Source organism: Dulcicalothrix desertica PCC 7102, from assembly GCF_003991905.1.
In the GTDB taxonomy this organism is placed as follows: Bacteria; Cyanobacteriota; Cyanobacteriia; order Cyanobacteriales; family Nostocaceae; genus Dulcicalothrix; species Dulcicalothrix desertica.
The window spans coordinates 19058-33636 of record NZ_RSCL01000039.1 but is presented as its reverse complement, the minus strand read 5'-3'; the positions used below and the strand labels follow the sequence as shown (position 1 = coordinate 33636).

Below are 14579 nucleotides of genomic sequence, written 5' to 3'. Positions count from 1 at the left end.
ATTTAAAATCCAGTTAGGAGACTGATAGTAATTAATTTCAGCCAAACGTAGGATGTAGCCTGCTAAACTTTCATCTTTATGGTTCTTGCGTACTTAGCGTGCTAAATTAATATCATAGTGCCAAGAAAGTAAAGCTCTAATTTCAAAATTACGAAAATTTCTAAAGCCAAATCCACTTCGTTTTATTAGTTTCAGTTTATTATTAATTCCTTCTACTACTCCATTAGTAGTTCTTCTCTCGAAATATCCGATTATCTCTCCAAACCATCGTGTAATTGTCTTAACACTTTTTTGATAATAAGGTTCAGCTTTTTTTAACCAATCTAGAAGCCCTAAAATTCCTTCTCCTAAATCTTCACTGTTATCAAAAATATTACGGAATTCCTCTTTCAATGAATGCATTGTTCCTAACAAAGGTGACGCTTCTCTGATTTTATCTAATTTATCTTTCTGTTTATCTGTAAGTTCGCTTTCAGCTTTTAAGAGTGTAAATTTGTTACCTTTTAAACTATCAAATACTTTTTCTCTTGATTCTACATTTAATTCTAAAGCAGTTTTCTTTTCGTCTATTCTAGCTTGATTTAGCTCTTGATGTATAACTTTGGTAACATGGAACCTATCTACCGTCACGACTGCGTTTGAGCAAACCTTATCGACTAAACTTTTATAATTTCCGGTCATATCAATACTGACTTCTTCTATTTTATCTAAAACTTCTTCTCCCCACGTCTTCATGAAATTTTCTATTACAATTTGTTTTCTTTCTTTTACTAACCCTATTAATTTCCCCGTATCTATATCTACGAGTACAACAATAAACTTTCCTTGACCTTTAACTAAACTAATTTCATCGATTCCCAACCTTCTTAAATTACTTAAATCTATTGGTAACAATTTTTGAGCTACTTCTTCAATCATCGAATTAACCTCTTCATCACTTAATCCATTATTTTTCGCAACATTACTTACATCACTACTAATAACTTGTTTAACGATATTTTCTGCGTATCGATGCGTAAACCCCTTTTTCGTTCCAACAAAATCAAGGTGCTCACTAAACGTTTTTCGGCATGTTTTACATTTAAATCTTCGTCTATTTAAATTTAGTATTACTTCTTTATCTCCCATCGGTAAATCTTTTACTAAGTATTTTTGATTTTGATGTAGATGTTCCGACTTTTTACCGCAATGCGGGCATACTGCACTTTTCACTTTTTTACTTACTGATAAAATTAGGACTGAACCCTCTTGTAGACTGGACTCTACTACTACATCAGGCAAGTTTAATAGTTCGGTCAAAACTCTTTTCATAATAAATTTTATTGAAATACAGGGTAGTTATCTTAACATTTTAGCACGTTAAGTACGCAAGAACCAAATTTAGATTCGCTTTCAGAATGGATTGAATTTTTGCCATTAACTAAAGAACTTATGAAAGAAGCTGCTCAAGTTTGGGCAGAAGCTCGTAGTCGAGGAATACCAACTGCAAGTGATAAAAATATTGATGGAGATATTATTATTGCTGCTCAATGGAGACTTTTGAAAGAAGAATATCCAGGGCGAGATGTTGTAATTGCTACTACAAACCTTAAGCATTTACAACGTTTTACTGATGCTGACACATGGAGAAATATTAGGTAAAGATTATAATTGATCCCCCCTGCCCCCCTTAATAAGGGGGGAAAAAGGAAAGAGCTTTTGTGGAATCCTTTCTAAAATTCCTGAGCCAAACACCTTATCAAGTTCTAAATACTCTAGATGGACATATCCAATGTGACAATGGCAAGTTTGGTTTGTACAGGTTCTATCAACTAAATAGTTTTCCCAATTAGTATCATATATATTACCAATCGGCGCCTTAATAAAATGGCAACGTCGCATTGTACCCTGACCATCAACTGAAATAGCTGATTTACCCGCGCGGCAAGAACGTCCAAAACTTGGGTAATGTTGCGTATTCAATTCATACAACGGGTCAATAGACTTAAAAAACTCCCTGTCTTCTTGTGATAAATTCGGCAATTCCGCCTTTACAGCGTTAATCCATAAATACACATGTTCTGGTAAATCCTGGCGCAAAGCAGCAATTTCATGTTTAAACTGCGGGAAACCTACCACTCCAGCACTAAAATGGGCGCCGAGTTTATCCAGTTCCAAACACTTAGCAACATAACTGTCTCTTTCTACCCACTCCGGGTGAAAAGTAGCCCAAAGTGCGAGTTTATCTTTATTAGACTCCTCCACCCAATCTAAATTACAAGAAAGATTAGTTTGAATAGCAGCCTTATTAACATGAGGCATTTGAGTTAACCTTACCAAAGCTTGTTGATAACAGCGATGAATTAACGCCTCACCCCAAGGAGTAAAAAGAATAGAAAACTCATGCTGTGGATGTTGAGAAACCCAATTCACAAACCGTTCCAAATCTTGTTTATCACTAGCTAACTCAGCCGCTGTTTGCTGACGCTTCGCAAAAGGACAATACTCACAACCATAGTTACAACTAACCAAAGAACCCCGATAAAGAATATTCAAATGCATATAAACTCCCATTATTATCAAACCATAATATATCAGTATCACTCTTGTGGAGCAGGCATCCCTGCCTGCCCTACTCATTCAATTTGATTATTCACATGCAGACCAATACCTATATGGTTCCTGCTTCTCAGCAATAACTTGAATATTTAATTGATTCATTCTTTCAATCATTTCATCAGTCACACAATTATAAGAAATATTAAGAGTATCTAGTTGATGAATTGCCGGACAATAATTAAGCCAATATTTTACTGCTTCATCATATATTGCTCCCTTTGAAAGGTCTAATTCAACTAAACTTTCGATGAGTGAATCATTTATGATTGCGAAAGGAATATCACTAAGGGATGAGGAATTATTACTACAACTATGTATTCCTAAATAGTTTAGTTTAGGAAATTTATTGTATAAATCATAATTCAAATAACTAGTATTGTTATCTCTTTTGTCAAGCCACAGTTCAAGATATTCTAATCTAGGTAGTTCCATTTGAAATATTTCTTTGATTATATTAATTGAAATATCATAACCTTCAATAATAAGGACTTTCAAATTTTCATGTTGAATGGCACTAAACTCTAATTGGTAGTTATGAGAAATTTGATTATAATAATTAACGCGAATTTTCAATACTTCTAGCTGTGGGTACGCTAATAAAATGTAACTAAGATTGCTATAATACAATTGAATATTTCCCCATCCAGAATTATTTATATCTCCGAAAAATAATGCTTTAACATTAGTAAGTTGTTCAGAAGCTCTAAGTAGTGCGTCAATAGCAGAGCAGAAATTATAACATTCAAAATAAGTTGTATACCAAAAACCGAAGACCAAAGCTTCAACCTGATTAGCTTAGGGCTTTGTAATAGAATTTGCAGTTTTGTATAATAGTCTTCTCCTGGGACAGTTCTTAAAGCATAAGCAGTATCAATCGTATCACTAATGCCAATAACAGGGTCAAACTCAATAACTTTCCAGTTAGCGAATGTAGTTGCATGATTGTCAGGGATATCATAATACTTTTCAAATGTAGTCCAGAATTTATACTCTTTTAAAGCTGCTTTTACTTGGCTATTATCTATATCTTTTAGTAAACGTACCGCTGCTTTACGCACTTTTGCCGAATTATCATCTAAAGCCTTAATTACTAAATTTAAACCAGCATCACCGTAACTGAGCGCGCGACTCAAAGCAGAAACGCGCATTTCAACATCAGAACTAGCTAAACGTTGCTTAACACCCTCAACTCCACCTAAAACGGCGCCTAGTAATGGTGGTGCATCTCCTCCGCGAATAGCATCAAACTCTCCAGGTTGGTTCTGGCTCCCTGTCATAATTTTATTAAAAATGTAAATAATAATTCTTTTATAAACAAATAATTTTAATTACTACATCCGTTATAACACTGAGCAATATTAAATTGTGGAGCAGGCATCCCGAACTGCCTCCTCATCAAATCATTTTCACCCATATGAAGAATAATACCTCTGCGGATTTTGATTACCAGTAATAACTTCAATATCCAACTTGCTTATTTTCTCAACTATTTTACTATTTAAACAATTATGAGAAATATTAAGAGTATCAAGTTGACGAATTGCAGAACACTTAAGTAAAGCTTTTGCTCCCTCATCTCCAATTTTTCCCATTGAAAGGTCTAATTCAACTAAGTTTTCAAAAATTGGAGAATTTGCTATTGCAAAAGCAACATTATCTGGATAGTCATGGTTATAGTACCGTAGTCCTAAATATTTGAGCTTAGGAAAATTATGATAAAACACTGAGACAAATTGATTAATACTATTATGATTAATATACCTATCTCGACCAAACCAAAGCTCAAGATATTCCAATGCAGGTAATTCAAGCTTACAAATTTCTTCAAACACCTCATTTGAAATGCCAACACCTTCAATAATAAGCGTTTGAAGCTTTTCATGCCGAATTGGGCAAAATTCTAATCCTACCTCGTAATTTGAGCAATAACTACGTCTATAGGAGTTATTACGAACCTTTAATGTTTCTAGCTGTGGGTAAGCCAGTAAAATATAACTTAAATTACAGTATACGAGGGAAACATTTTGAAATTCAGAACTATTAATATCTCCTAAAAATAAAGCCTTAAGATTAGTAAGTTTCTGTGAAGCTTCTAGTAATTCATCCAAAACAGGACGAAAAGTAAAATCTTTTAAAGACCTTGTATACCAATATCCAAATACCAAAGCTTCAATCTCACAAGCATGGGGACTTTGCAATATAATTTGCAATTTATCTACGCCATTCAATACTGACCTTGTATAATAGTCTTCTCCTGGGACAACTCTTATAGCATAAGCGGTATTAACAGTTTCGCTAATGCCAATTACAGGGTCAAACTCAATTACTTTTCGATTAGCGAATGTAGTCGAATAATTACAAGGGATTTCATAATATTTTTCAAAGCTAGTCCAAAACTTATATTTTGCCAAAGCTGCTTTTACTTGATTTTTATTTATATTTTTTAATAGTTTTGCTGCTGTTTTCCGTACTTTTGCCGAATTATGTTCTAAAGCATCAATTAGTACCTGTAAACCTGTATTACCGTAATTAACCGCGCTACTCAGTGCGCCGATGCGCGTTTCAACATCAGAGCTAGCTAAACGCCGTTTAACTCCCTCTATTCCACCTAATACGGCGCCGTATAATGGTGGTGGTGTTTCTCCACCCAATACGATATCAAAATTTCTAGGTTTATTTTGATTGTTTGCCATACTGGTTCAAAGCATCAATGGCTGTCAGCGTTTACTTTACATATATTTCAAAAATAGAGCAAAAATCCTATATAATACGTAAAGTTCGCTGGAAAGTTTTGGCATAGATATAAAGCACCAGCATTTTTTAGAGGATGTCTCATTCATTTGACTTTTGCATGGAGGCGCCTGACGCTATGACACAAGCAGTTCCCAAACTCCTGACATTCGATAATTTTATAGCTCGGTATGGGGATGATGAGCGTTACGAATTAATTGACGGGGAACTCATTGATATGGAACCGACTGGGCCTCACGAAGAAGTGGCTGCTTTTCTGCTGCGAAAAGTTAACGTCCTGATAGATCAAATGGGTGTCCGTTGGTTTACACCTGCCCGTTGTTTAATTAAACCTCTGGTAGTTTCAACAGGTTTTCGTCCTGACGTAGTGGTGCTAGATAAAACAAACCTCGTCTTATAATTACTCGGCTACAGTACAGTAACGATTATGTAAACCTTTTTGACTTCCTACTATAACCTCCAAGAACAGCATCAAATTCTCTGGGGTCATTTTGATGATTTACCATACTTGATTATAATTACTCAGCTACAGAAGAATAACGGTCTTCATAATATTTTTGTTCACCGCTAATAACTTCAATATCTAATTGATTTAACCTTTCAATCATCCAATTAGTTAAACAATTATTTGATACGTTAAGAGTATCTAGCTGGTTAATTGCTGGACAATTTAATAAAGCTTCGGCGCCATCATCTCTCAAATTTCCCATAGAAAAATCTAACTCTATTAAATTTTCCACTATAGAAGAGTTAACAATTCTAAAGGCAATATCATCAGAATATGCGCTTTTACGTAGTCCAAGATATTTAAGTTTAGGAAATACGCCAGAGATTATTGGCATTAAATCGTTGATAGATGAGTCACCTCCAAAGTCATCACTTCCTAGCCATAATTCAAGATATTCTAACGCTGGTAAGTCAAGTTTACAAATCTGGTTTATTGACAAATGGCTAATTCCACCAGATTCAACAATAAGGGCTTTTAGTTTCTCGTGTCTAAGTGCGGGACTAAATTCTAGTCCTATATCTCCCATGTATGGGTGATTATCACCACGAACTTGTAAAACTTCAAGATTTGGATAAGCTTCTAATAGAGGGGAAAAGTTACTTTGTCTAATTGGAGAAATCAGATATTCTAAATCTTCAATATCTCCTACAAAAACAGCTTTGAGATTTGTAAGTGTTTGGCTAGCTGCAACTAAAGCATTAATAATAGAAGCCGAAGTTTTGTCATCTGTCCACAAACCAAACACTAAAGCTTCAATCTCCTCCAGCGCTGCACGATAATCACTTTCATTTTTGATGGGACGAAGTTCGAGCATGTAAACACATCTTCAAATTGCTGTATCTACATTTTACATACTTCCAACATTGCCTTGACCTCGCTTGTATAAGTGTCCATACCATTCCACAATATCCCTGGTAACAAATCCCCAAAAGCGTTAATCTCTAAAATTGCATGTTGTTTCCAATCAGGTAATATCAATAAATCAACGCCACAGTATAAACTCGTAGGAAATAACTTTGCAGCTTGTTCGCAAGTGTACTTCATCGCTTCCCAATTTTCGGCGCCGACTTTTTCCAGTAATTCCTCGCTATTTCCTTTGGTTTTGCGTAAAATATATAATTGAAATAGCTTGAGGCAAAAACATGACTACAGTAGCTATACAATCTATACAGGATGCTTCCGGGCAGAGGTGTTATCGTGCGGTAGCTGGTGACAAGCAGTCAATAGGTAAAACTGCTGGTCAAGCTTTGGATGGTTTAACAACTCAATTGGATGAAACCGAGTTTAACGGGGTACTTGTACTACAAAGTTTCCGTCCTGACCAATTTTTTGGCGCCGAACAGCAAAAACGCTTATCTGAATTAATGGAATTATGGCGTAAAGCGCGCGACGAAGAAAAGTTGTTTCCAAAAGAATTACAAGCAGAATTAGATAGCTTGGTGGAGGCTGAACTAAACGCAACAGCTAAAAGAGCAAAGTTTTTAATGCAACAACAAAGTGAATGAATCCAAATTATACATTGGTAGCAAATCGAGCTAATCATCGATGTGAATATTGTCGCGCTCCTGAAATTATATTTAATTTTTCATTTGAAGTAGAACATATTCGACCAGTAAGCAGGCAAGGTGCAGAGACATTAGATAATTTAGCTCTTGCAGGAGCGCTCATGCAATCTTCATAAAGGGAACCGTATATCTGGAATTGACCCTAATACTGGTACGGAAATTCGTTTATTCCACCCTAGACTTGATCAATGGGAGAACCATTTTCAAGCGAACATTACATTTGGCACAATAATTGCTTTAACAGCAATTGGCGCCGTAACTGTTGATTGTTTGGAGATGAACAGCCAGTCACAAATAATGGCACGGCAGTTTTGGATTAGTTTAGGTTTATTTCCGTGAAAAGATAACGTGCGGTAATTAACCCTATTTTATATTCCTTTCCAATATTGCCTTAACCTCACTTGTATAAGTATCCATACCATTCCATAAAATCCCTGGTAACAAATCACCGAAAGCGTTAATCTCTAAAATCGTGTGTTGTTTCCAATCAGGTAATATCAATAAATCAACGCCACAGTATAAACTACTAGGAAATAACTTTGCAGCTTGCTCACAAGTGTGCTTCATCGCTTCCCAATTTTCGGCGCCGACTTTTTCTAGTAATTCCTGACTATTACCTCTTTCGTTACCAAGGTGTAAATTCGTCATTGGACTTTTACCCAACCTGACAACTATATGCTGCGCTTTACCGTTGATAACTACTACACGCACGTCAAAACCACATCCCTGTAAGCGCGCTTTGGGTAGCCATTCTTCGACCTGTACACCTTCCGCAGTTAATATATTGATAACATCGGTAATTTCTTCTCTACGGGTATAGTTACGAATTTTACGCGAGTTATATAGTAAGGTTTCCCCGTTTTCTCGCACTCGTTCAACGGTGGTTATAGCTGACTCAAACTTTGAATTTGCTTGATAAGCAACAACTCCAGAAGCAGCGGAACCGTGGGAGAGTTTGACAAATACTCGCTCTATCTCCTGTTTTTCCATTTGTTCGCGTAAATGGTCGTAGCTGTGAATTTTACCAAGCGAACGGGGAACGGGAATATTATGGCGCCGGAATTTTTCATGACAAGCTGGTTTATCGAACATCACAGCGATGTCTTCGGGGTGGTTCATGAACCCCACTCCTAACCCCTCCCCGTCTGCAAAGAGGGGGACTGGAAGTTGCTGTAACCATTGTTGTAATAGATGGCGCCAGCCTAAATACCATTGACGAGGATAACAAATACGTCCTTTATCAAACTCTAATTTTACGACTTCGGCAGGACTTATGCGCTGGTGTTGTCCATCATCAGGTACGGCAAAACCTGCGGCAATAATAGCTTTATCAATATCAAAGTCTCTTTCAGGAGAGTCAAAGCGGATGATAGTATTAGGTGCCTTGAATTGTTCTAAGGTTTGTTTGCCTGCAATTAAGTCAGTGTAAGGAATAACAGTAGCAGGTGGTAAATTGAAATGGGAGAACGCTTGTTGTAGAAAACCGAGGCGCCTGTTTTCAGGGTTTGCAATAGCGATAAAGTTTAGCATTTTATTATTTCCATTTTTATTCATATAGTGCCCAGTAGCGAGAGCCTGGGTCGAAGTGACCATCTATTAAAGATAAGTCTTCTATCTTTTTAATTAATTCTTCAGAAAGATAATTACTACGTACTCTTAAACAATACAAAGAACTGATAGCTGGGCATTCAAGCAAAGTTTCCAAGCCATAATCAGTTAAATGCCCCTTTGATAAATCCAGTATTGCAAGATTATCGATAATAGGATAATCAGCCATAAAAGAAGATTGGTGTATTGCAGATGCAATTTCATCAGCATGTATATTATTACACAAACCCAAGTAATTTAAATTTGGAAATGACTCACCGAAAAAAACTGGCTTTAAACTTTTTATAGTAGCACTTAACTCATGATTACTACCCATCCAGAGTTCAAAGTACTCTAAAGCTGGTAAATTTAATGAGCAAATCTGATTAATAGCCAAATCACTTATATTTGCTGTTTCAATAATAAATGTCTTCAAATTTTCATGACCTTTGACGTGACACTCAAGGTGTTCACAATAACCGCTAATATTTAGCACCTCTAATTTGGGATAAGCTTCTAAAAGTCTACTGATATCACCCAAACCTGTGACAGATTTTTTCTCTTTATGCTTTTGGATATCCCCAAGGAATAAAGCTTTTAGATTAGTTAATATTTTGCTAGCATTAAAAAGAGTGTCTACAAATTCATAAAATTCATTGCTAATTTTTCGAGGATAATCATTGTGATATATGTTACATACTAAAGCTTCTATTTGATTTGCCTGGGGATGTTGTAATAGCAACTTTAATTGTTCTAAGTTAACTTCATAAGCAATACCTATTTCAGAGAAACTCTTAGTTTGAGAATTAAAGTTTTTAAACTTCCAATTTTCCAACTTAGTAAAAAACAACCAAGGATTATACTCTAACAATACTTGTTTTCCTACAATCCCCGCTTGTTCTTTCAGTAGTTTGACTGCAAAATTCTGTACATCCGGTGAGGAATCGTCTAATGCTTCAATTATTAAATCTAAACCAGCATCTCCATAATTTAAAGCAGTACTAAGAGCCGCAACTCGCACATCCACACTTGAACTACTTAAGCGAGTTTTAACACCTTCTATCCCTCCTAATATCATACCAGTAACTGGAGGCGCCGCTTCTCCTCCAAGTACCACATCAAAATCTCTAGGTTGATTGTCTGCCATTGTTACTTACCACTACACCACTCTATAATTAAGATGCCCATAAACTGGAAGATTATAAAAGAAACAAAGAAGACAAACAATTTTAGAATTTATTCATAAAGGGCACAGTAACGAGAGCCAGACTCTGCTTCTTCATCCTGCTGCGGTTCTGCAATTACTTTACAATTAAGCTGAGATAATTTTTCAATCATGCTTATGGATAAATTATTCATAGAAACATCCAGTGTATGAAGTTGATTAATAGGAGCAAAATTCAACAAAGCTTCTACACCATTATCGGTTAAAGTTCCCATCGATAAATCAAGTACTGCAAGACGGGTAATAACTGTTGGCAACTCTGCCAAACACTGGGCAATGTTGTCTGAGTAGTCACTACTACGCAAACCTAAGTAACTCAGATTGGGAAAGACCTTGCCTGCAAGAATAGGCAATAAATATTTAGTACTGATGTCTTCATTAGATTTATGATGGCAACCACCAAGCCAAAGCTCAAGATATTCTAGTGCTGGCAAGTCCAGTTTACATATTTGCTCGACTGTATCACTGTCAACAAACATTAAACCTGTTTCTACAACTAAAGTTTTTAAATTCTCATGTCGAAGCTGTCTAGTAGACAAACCCCAACCGCCACGAAACTGTAACACTTCTAATTTAGGGAAAGCTTTTAATATTGGAGTAATATCACCTAATTCTAAAAAAGAACTCATGAAAGGATGGGCTAGTGCATCTCCAATAAACAGAGCTTTAAGATTATGTAGCTTATCGCGGTTATCATAAATTAGATTTACAAATTTGTAAAATTCAACATCATAATTATTGTAAAATCCATGTATTTGACAAACTAATGCCTCGACTTTTTCAACATGCGAATTTTGTAACAACAGCTTCAAATGCTCAAAATTAACAGTATAAGCAGTACCAGTTGGGTTGATGATACCAATTTGAGGGTTAAAATTCTCTATTTTCCAATCTTCCAATTTAGTAAAAAATAACCAAGGGTCGTAATTAAGTAGAGCTTGCCTAGCTTTAGTACCACCTTTCTGCTTTAACAACCGTCCAACAAGATGTTTTAGCTGTTGTGAAGAATCATTATATAATGCTCCAATTAACAAATCCAAACCAGCTTCTCCATAATTCAATGCATCAGATAGTGCCGCAACCCGTACATCTACATTTGAACTTCCAAGTCGGTTTTTTACGCCCTCAAATCCTCCTAGCACAACACCTGCAACTGGAGGTGGTGCCTCTCCTCCAAGTACTACATCAAAATCTCTAGGTTGATTGTCTGCCATTGCTACTTACCACTACACAACTCTATAGTTAAGATGCCCATAAATTGGAAGATTATAAAGGTGATACAAGGTTGCTATGGAATATTTTCCGTCAGGCGCATAAAAATCCCCACAAGTGTATATTACTCTTTTCAGTACAAAAGCATTATAAATTTTAGTTAAAGTTTTTGTTGCTGTTGACCTAGCTTATACATTAGGTGCCGTAATTTCTATGAACACCAAACTTGTTGACTCACTTGTTATTCGTGTAGAGCATCATAGTACTCAGGTTCCAAAGCACTATCCCTATAATTAATTTCAAACTGTGGTTCTTGGCTACTCACCATTACATAACTCTATAATTAATATATCCAAAATAATAGAATGGTTTAGCTTGTAGAGTAGGCACCGTAATGTTTTATCCACTTTTGTTTTATGAATACCAAACTTGTTGACTCACTTCTGCAAATTATAGAATCTCTCAGTCCTGAAGAAACTGCCCTTCTTCAAGAAAAACTTGGCGCCATACAGAAAACTCCTGGTGTTTGCGGGGGTCATGCCTGTATTCGCAGTACTCGAATACCCGTTTGGACATTAGTATCCTTTCATCAACAAGGAGCTGACAATACAGAACTGCTCCGTAATTTCCCTGGCTTGACACTTGAAGATTTAAATAGTGCCTGGGCTTATTATAATCGTCACCAAGATGAAATTAATAGCATTATAGCCTCCTACCAAGAAGATGATATCTAATGGCTAACCTCTACTCCAACGAAAACTTTCCTTTTGATATTGTTACAATTATTCGTCAAAAAGGGCACAATCTTTTAACTTCTTATGACGCAGGACAAGCAAATCAGCGTATCCCAGATGAAGAGGTTTTAATCTTTGCAACCCAACAAAATCGTATTGTTATAACCCTGAATCGTGACGACTTCATTCGTTTACACCGCAGCAATGTTAACCACTCTGGTATAATTATTTGCAAAGATGATAGAGACTATGTTGGACAGGTAAATACTCTTGATGCATATCTTAAAGAGGATACCAACCTTTCTAACCGCCTTATCAGGATTAAAAAACAGAATCAGCCAAAATCTAGCCAGCAAATTTTTATTGTTCAAGAATATCGGAGGTAAACTTATTTAACAAATGTCTGAAAAAACAAGGCACTAATAATCATAGCAGTCCCATTGATTGTAAGGTTTTCAGGTCAGATTGAAAGTCTTCAACATCGTAATTTAGGCATAGCCCACGTTTGGCTAATTCGTGCTGAAATTTAATTACAGTCAACCCTGTCCATGCCCTAACTTTGCCACTGCTAATTTTACCTTGCTGATAAAGCATGATGCCAATTTCTATTTTCATTTCCGAATCAGTCATTTGGGTGGCATGTAAGATTTCGTCAGGAATGATAACGCTCATAAGGTTTTACCGAAACATAAGCATTTCTATTATTTTAATTGTTCTAGTAGGAATCGACTTAAAATTTAGGTGTAATTTTCTGAGTGGCGATAGTTATGAATCTCATCCTCTGTATTATTCTTAACTGAACCGCGAATGTATGTAAAACACTATATTTATAAAACGCAACGAATGCACCCAAACTTAAGCTGTATGCACCTAGACACAGTATTCACTGTTCTAACTAAGAATTAACTCTAAAAGAAATATCAAAACTATTGAGTTGTATTGTCTCTAAAAGGCGCCTATAAAAATGTCTTGTGACTCTCTTGTGGAACGGGCGTCCTCGCCTGTCCTTAATATATCAAAACAAGATAGGAGAGGTGCCTATTTTATAACAAGAGTATATAGGAGGCAGGCAGGGATGCCTGCTCCACAAGAAACTAATTATTTTATTGCTGCTGTTTTTGCGGCACATTCAACTAAGGATATGTCATGTTGGCGATTGGCAGGCGCCTCTATTTCATTTCCTGGTTGAACTGTTTTGAGTACTTCAGCAGCACGTTGATACTGTCCTGCTTCTGCGTATCCTTGTGCTAGTGCTTGAATGGCTTTGTTTTTAGAAGCTTGAGATGTGATGGGATTAATTAGGTTTTGTGCTTTATCGTACTGCTTGTTACGTGCGTATTCTAAAATAACACTTGCGCGCGCGATATCTTGCCACTCATTACCTTGCATTTGGTTAACGAGTTTAATTGCATTGTCAAATCTTTGTTTGCTAGCGTAGGCGCCTGGTAATTCATAATAAGCAGAGCCACCTGGGTCAGTTGTGACGATTGTTTTTTCTAGGTTCAAAGCTGGTTCAATTTGTCCTAAGTTAATATACCTTTTCGCAATGGCAGCTAAGGCAGGCGCCTTGTAAGCATCGTCTTTTATTGCAAGGGCAAGTTTTTGTAGTTGAGGAAGTTGGCTTATAGTTGCCTGTGATGCTATAGACTCTAGTGCTTTGCTTCGTTCATACTCCCCTGTAATTGTTTGCGCTAGCTGAATACCTTTATTAAAGTTACCAAGCTTGGCATATTCAATTGCAATTCCCGATAATGCCGTTGCTTTGCTATCCTCATCTTTAATGCGGTTTGCTAGTTGCAACGCTTCTGTAAAACGATTTGCTGCTGCATACTCAATTGCAATATATGCCAATGGATAATTTTGCAATTCGGGTGCAAACGAACGTGCATACTTTAAAGCTTGCGAAAATAAGCGGTCTGCTTGTTGTTTATTTCCTGCTTTGGCATACTGGCGCCCAATTATTGCTAATCCTCGTGCTTTCTCCGTACTTCCTGTTTCATTATTTATACTTTGAACAAGTTGAATAGCTCGGTTATATTGCTTTTTCTCTGCTAATTTTGCCGCTATTGCTACTTTGGTTTGCTGTGGTATTAAATCGTGTTGCATCCGTTTGACTAACTGAATAGCTTGGTCAAACTTTCCTGCGTCTGCATATTTTAGTGACACCGAAGCCCAATATTGTGATATAGCTTCTTGTCCTAAAATAATTGGCCCTTCTCCTGTAGCAGGTTCACCAACACTTATATAACAACTAAGCGGGATACCTTTTAACTTAAGCTGCGCGCTTTGAGACTGATTATTATTTGCATGTGTAACCTTTGTCTCAATAGGAATGGCGCTGACTCCGAGACACAATATGGTCAATGTGAATAAGATTGATTTTAATTTCACTTGTTTTA

At 36.4% G+C, this 14579-nt stretch carries 19 protein-coding genes; 7 read left to right on the top strand and 12 right to left on the bottom strand.

Going from position 1 to position 14579, the window contains the following annotated elements:
* Positions 1-93: 93 nt before the first annotated feature.
* The gene (locus tag DSM106972_RS45405) at positions 94-1311 is read right to left on the bottom strand and encodes an ISL3 family transposase (RefSeq protein WP_186538848.1); all 1218 of its coding nucleotides are present in this window, start codon (positions 1309-1311) and stop codon (positions 94-96) included.
* Positions 1312-1431: 120 nt separating this feature from the next.
* Between DSM106972_RS45405 and DSM106972_RS45400 the strand changes: the two genes are divergently transcribed.
* On the top strand, positions 1432-1641 hold the full coding sequence (locus tag DSM106972_RS45400; RefSeq protein WP_233787969.1) for a hypothetical protein: 210 nt from the start codon (positions 1432-1434) through the stop codon (positions 1639-1641).
* 3 nt (positions 1642-1644) lie between these two features.
* Here DSM106972_RS45400 and DSM106972_RS45395 read toward each other — a convergent pair whose 3' ends face one another.
* The 4 genes from DSM106972_RS45395 to DSM106972_RS45380 form a co-directional block, all read right to left on the bottom strand.
* Complete coding sequence (locus DSM106972_RS45395; protein ID WP_127086878.1) at positions 1645-2541, bottom strand: STM4011 family radical SAM protein; 897 nt, start codon at positions 2539-2541, stop codon at positions 1645-1647.
* An 87-nt stretch (positions 2542-2628) separates the two neighbouring features.
* A complete protein-coding gene (locus tag DSM106972_RS45390) occupies positions 2629-3171 on the bottom strand; it encodes a hypothetical protein (protein ID WP_127086877.1) in 543 nt (180 codons plus the stop codon).
* 80 nt (positions 3172-3251) lie between these two features.
* Complete coding sequence (locus DSM106972_RS45385; protein ID WP_127086876.1) at positions 3252-3875, bottom strand: HEAT repeat domain-containing protein; 624 nt, start codon at positions 3873-3875, stop codon at positions 3252-3254.
* Positions 3876-4004: 129 nt separating this feature from the next.
* The gene (locus tag DSM106972_RS45380) at positions 4005-5291 is read right to left on the bottom strand and encodes a leucine-rich repeat domain-containing protein (RefSeq protein WP_127086875.1); all 1287 of its coding nucleotides are present in this window, start codon (positions 5289-5291) and stop codon (positions 4005-4007) included.
* 134 nt (positions 5292-5425) lie between these two features.
* Here DSM106972_RS45380 and DSM106972_RS45375 point away from each other — a divergent pair, with 134 nt between their 5' ends.
* Positions 5426-5749, top strand: coding sequence for a Uma2 family endonuclease (locus DSM106972_RS45375; RefSeq protein WP_233787706.1), 324 nt, complete (start codon positions 5426-5428; stop codon positions 5747-5749).
* Positions 5750-5867: 118 nt separating this feature from the next.
* On the opposite strand, the gene DSM106972_RS45370 is transcribed toward DSM106972_RS45375, so the two are convergent.
* Together DSM106972_RS45370 and DSM106972_RS45365 are read right to left on the bottom strand one after the other, a co-directional pair.
* Positions 5868-6671 (bottom strand): hypothetical protein, encoded by an 804-nt coding sequence (locus DSM106972_RS45370; RefSeq protein ID WP_127086874.1) that lies wholly within the window; start codon positions 6669-6671, stop codon positions 5868-5870.
* A gap of 26 nt (positions 6672-6697) precedes the next feature.
* Positions 6698-6901, bottom strand: coding sequence for a hypothetical protein (locus tag DSM106972_RS45365; protein ID WP_233787705.1), 204 nt, complete (start codon positions 6899-6901; stop codon positions 6698-6700).
* 98 nt (positions 6902-6999) lie between these two features.
* On the opposite strand from DSM106972_RS45365, the gene DSM106972_RS45360 reads away from it, so the two are divergent.
* Genes DSM106972_RS45360 through DSM106972_RS54435 form a run of 3 tightly spaced genes read left to right on the top strand, consistent with a single transcriptional unit; the run spans position 7000 to position 7761 of the window.
* The gene (locus DSM106972_RS45360; RefSeq protein ID WP_127086873.1) at positions 7000-7362 is read left to right on the top strand and encodes a hypothetical protein; all 363 of its coding nucleotides are present in this window, start codon (positions 7000-7002) and stop codon (positions 7360-7362) included.
* Positions 7359-7538 carry an HNH endonuclease gene (locus DSM106972_RS54440; protein WP_233787704.1) on the top strand — a complete coding sequence of 60 codons (180 nt, stop codon included), beginning with the start codon at positions 7359-7361 and terminating at the stop codon, positions 7536-7538. Before DSM106972_RS45360 ends, DSM106972_RS54440 begins: the two co-directional genes overlap by 4 nt.
* Entirely contained in the window at positions 7510-7761 is a 252-nt protein-coding gene (locus DSM106972_RS54435) for a hypothetical protein (protein ID WP_233787703.1), read from the top strand. Before DSM106972_RS54440 ends, DSM106972_RS54435 begins: the two co-directional genes overlap by 29 nt.
* A gap of 24 nt (positions 7762-7785) precedes the next feature.
* Here the strand turns inward: DSM106972_RS54435 and DSM106972_RS45350 are convergent, their stop codons facing one another.
* The 3 genes from DSM106972_RS45350 to DSM106972_RS45340 all read right to left on the bottom strand — a co-directional run bounded on the left by DSM106972_RS45350 (position 7786) and on the right by DSM106972_RS45340 (position 11448).
* On the bottom strand, positions 7786-8952 hold the full coding sequence (locus DSM106972_RS45350) for an STM4014 family protein (RefSeq protein WP_127086872.1): 1167 nt from the start codon (positions 8950-8952) through the stop codon (positions 7786-7788).
* A gap of 16 nt (positions 8953-8968) precedes the next feature.
* On the bottom strand, positions 8969-10156 hold the full coding sequence (locus DSM106972_RS45345) for a HEAT repeat domain-containing protein (RefSeq protein ID WP_127086871.1): 1188 nt from the start codon (positions 10154-10156) through the stop codon (positions 8969-8971).
* An 89-nt stretch (positions 10157-10245) separates the two neighbouring features.
* The gene (locus tag DSM106972_RS45340) at positions 10246-11448 is read right to left on the bottom strand and encodes a HEAT repeat domain-containing protein (RefSeq protein WP_127086870.1); all 1203 of its coding nucleotides are present in this window, start codon (positions 11446-11448) and stop codon (positions 10246-10248) included.
* Positions 11449-11862: 414 nt separating this feature from the next.
* On the opposite strand from DSM106972_RS45340, the gene DSM106972_RS45335 reads away from it, so the two are divergent.
* Both DSM106972_RS45335 and DSM106972_RS45330 read left to right on the top strand, forming a co-directional pair.
* Positions 11863-12180, top strand: coding sequence for a DUF433 domain-containing protein (locus tag DSM106972_RS45335; RefSeq protein WP_127086869.1), 318 nt, complete (start codon positions 11863-11865; stop codon positions 12178-12180).
* Positions 12180-12566 (top strand): DUF5615 family PIN-like protein, encoded by a 387-nt coding sequence (locus DSM106972_RS45330; protein WP_127086868.1) that lies wholly within the window; start codon positions 12180-12182, stop codon positions 12564-12566. The genes DSM106972_RS45335 and DSM106972_RS45330 overlap by 1 nt, the downstream gene beginning before the upstream one ends.
* 40 nt (positions 12567-12606) lie before the next feature.
* Here DSM106972_RS45330 and DSM106972_RS45325 read toward each other — a convergent pair whose 3' ends face one another.
* Together DSM106972_RS45325 and DSM106972_RS45320 are read right to left on the bottom strand one after the other, a co-directional pair.
* A complete protein-coding gene (locus tag DSM106972_RS45325) occupies positions 12607-12852 on the bottom strand; it encodes a UPF0175 family protein (protein WP_127086867.1) in 246 nt (81 codons plus the stop codon).
* A 426-nt stretch (positions 12853-13278) separates the two neighbouring features.
* Positions 13279-14544 carry a tetratricopeptide repeat protein gene (locus DSM106972_RS45320; RefSeq protein WP_127086866.1) on the bottom strand — a complete coding sequence of 422 codons (1266 nt, stop codon included), beginning with the start codon at positions 14542-14544 and terminating at the stop codon, positions 13279-13281.
* Between the last annotated feature and the right edge of the window lie 35 nt (positions 14545-14579).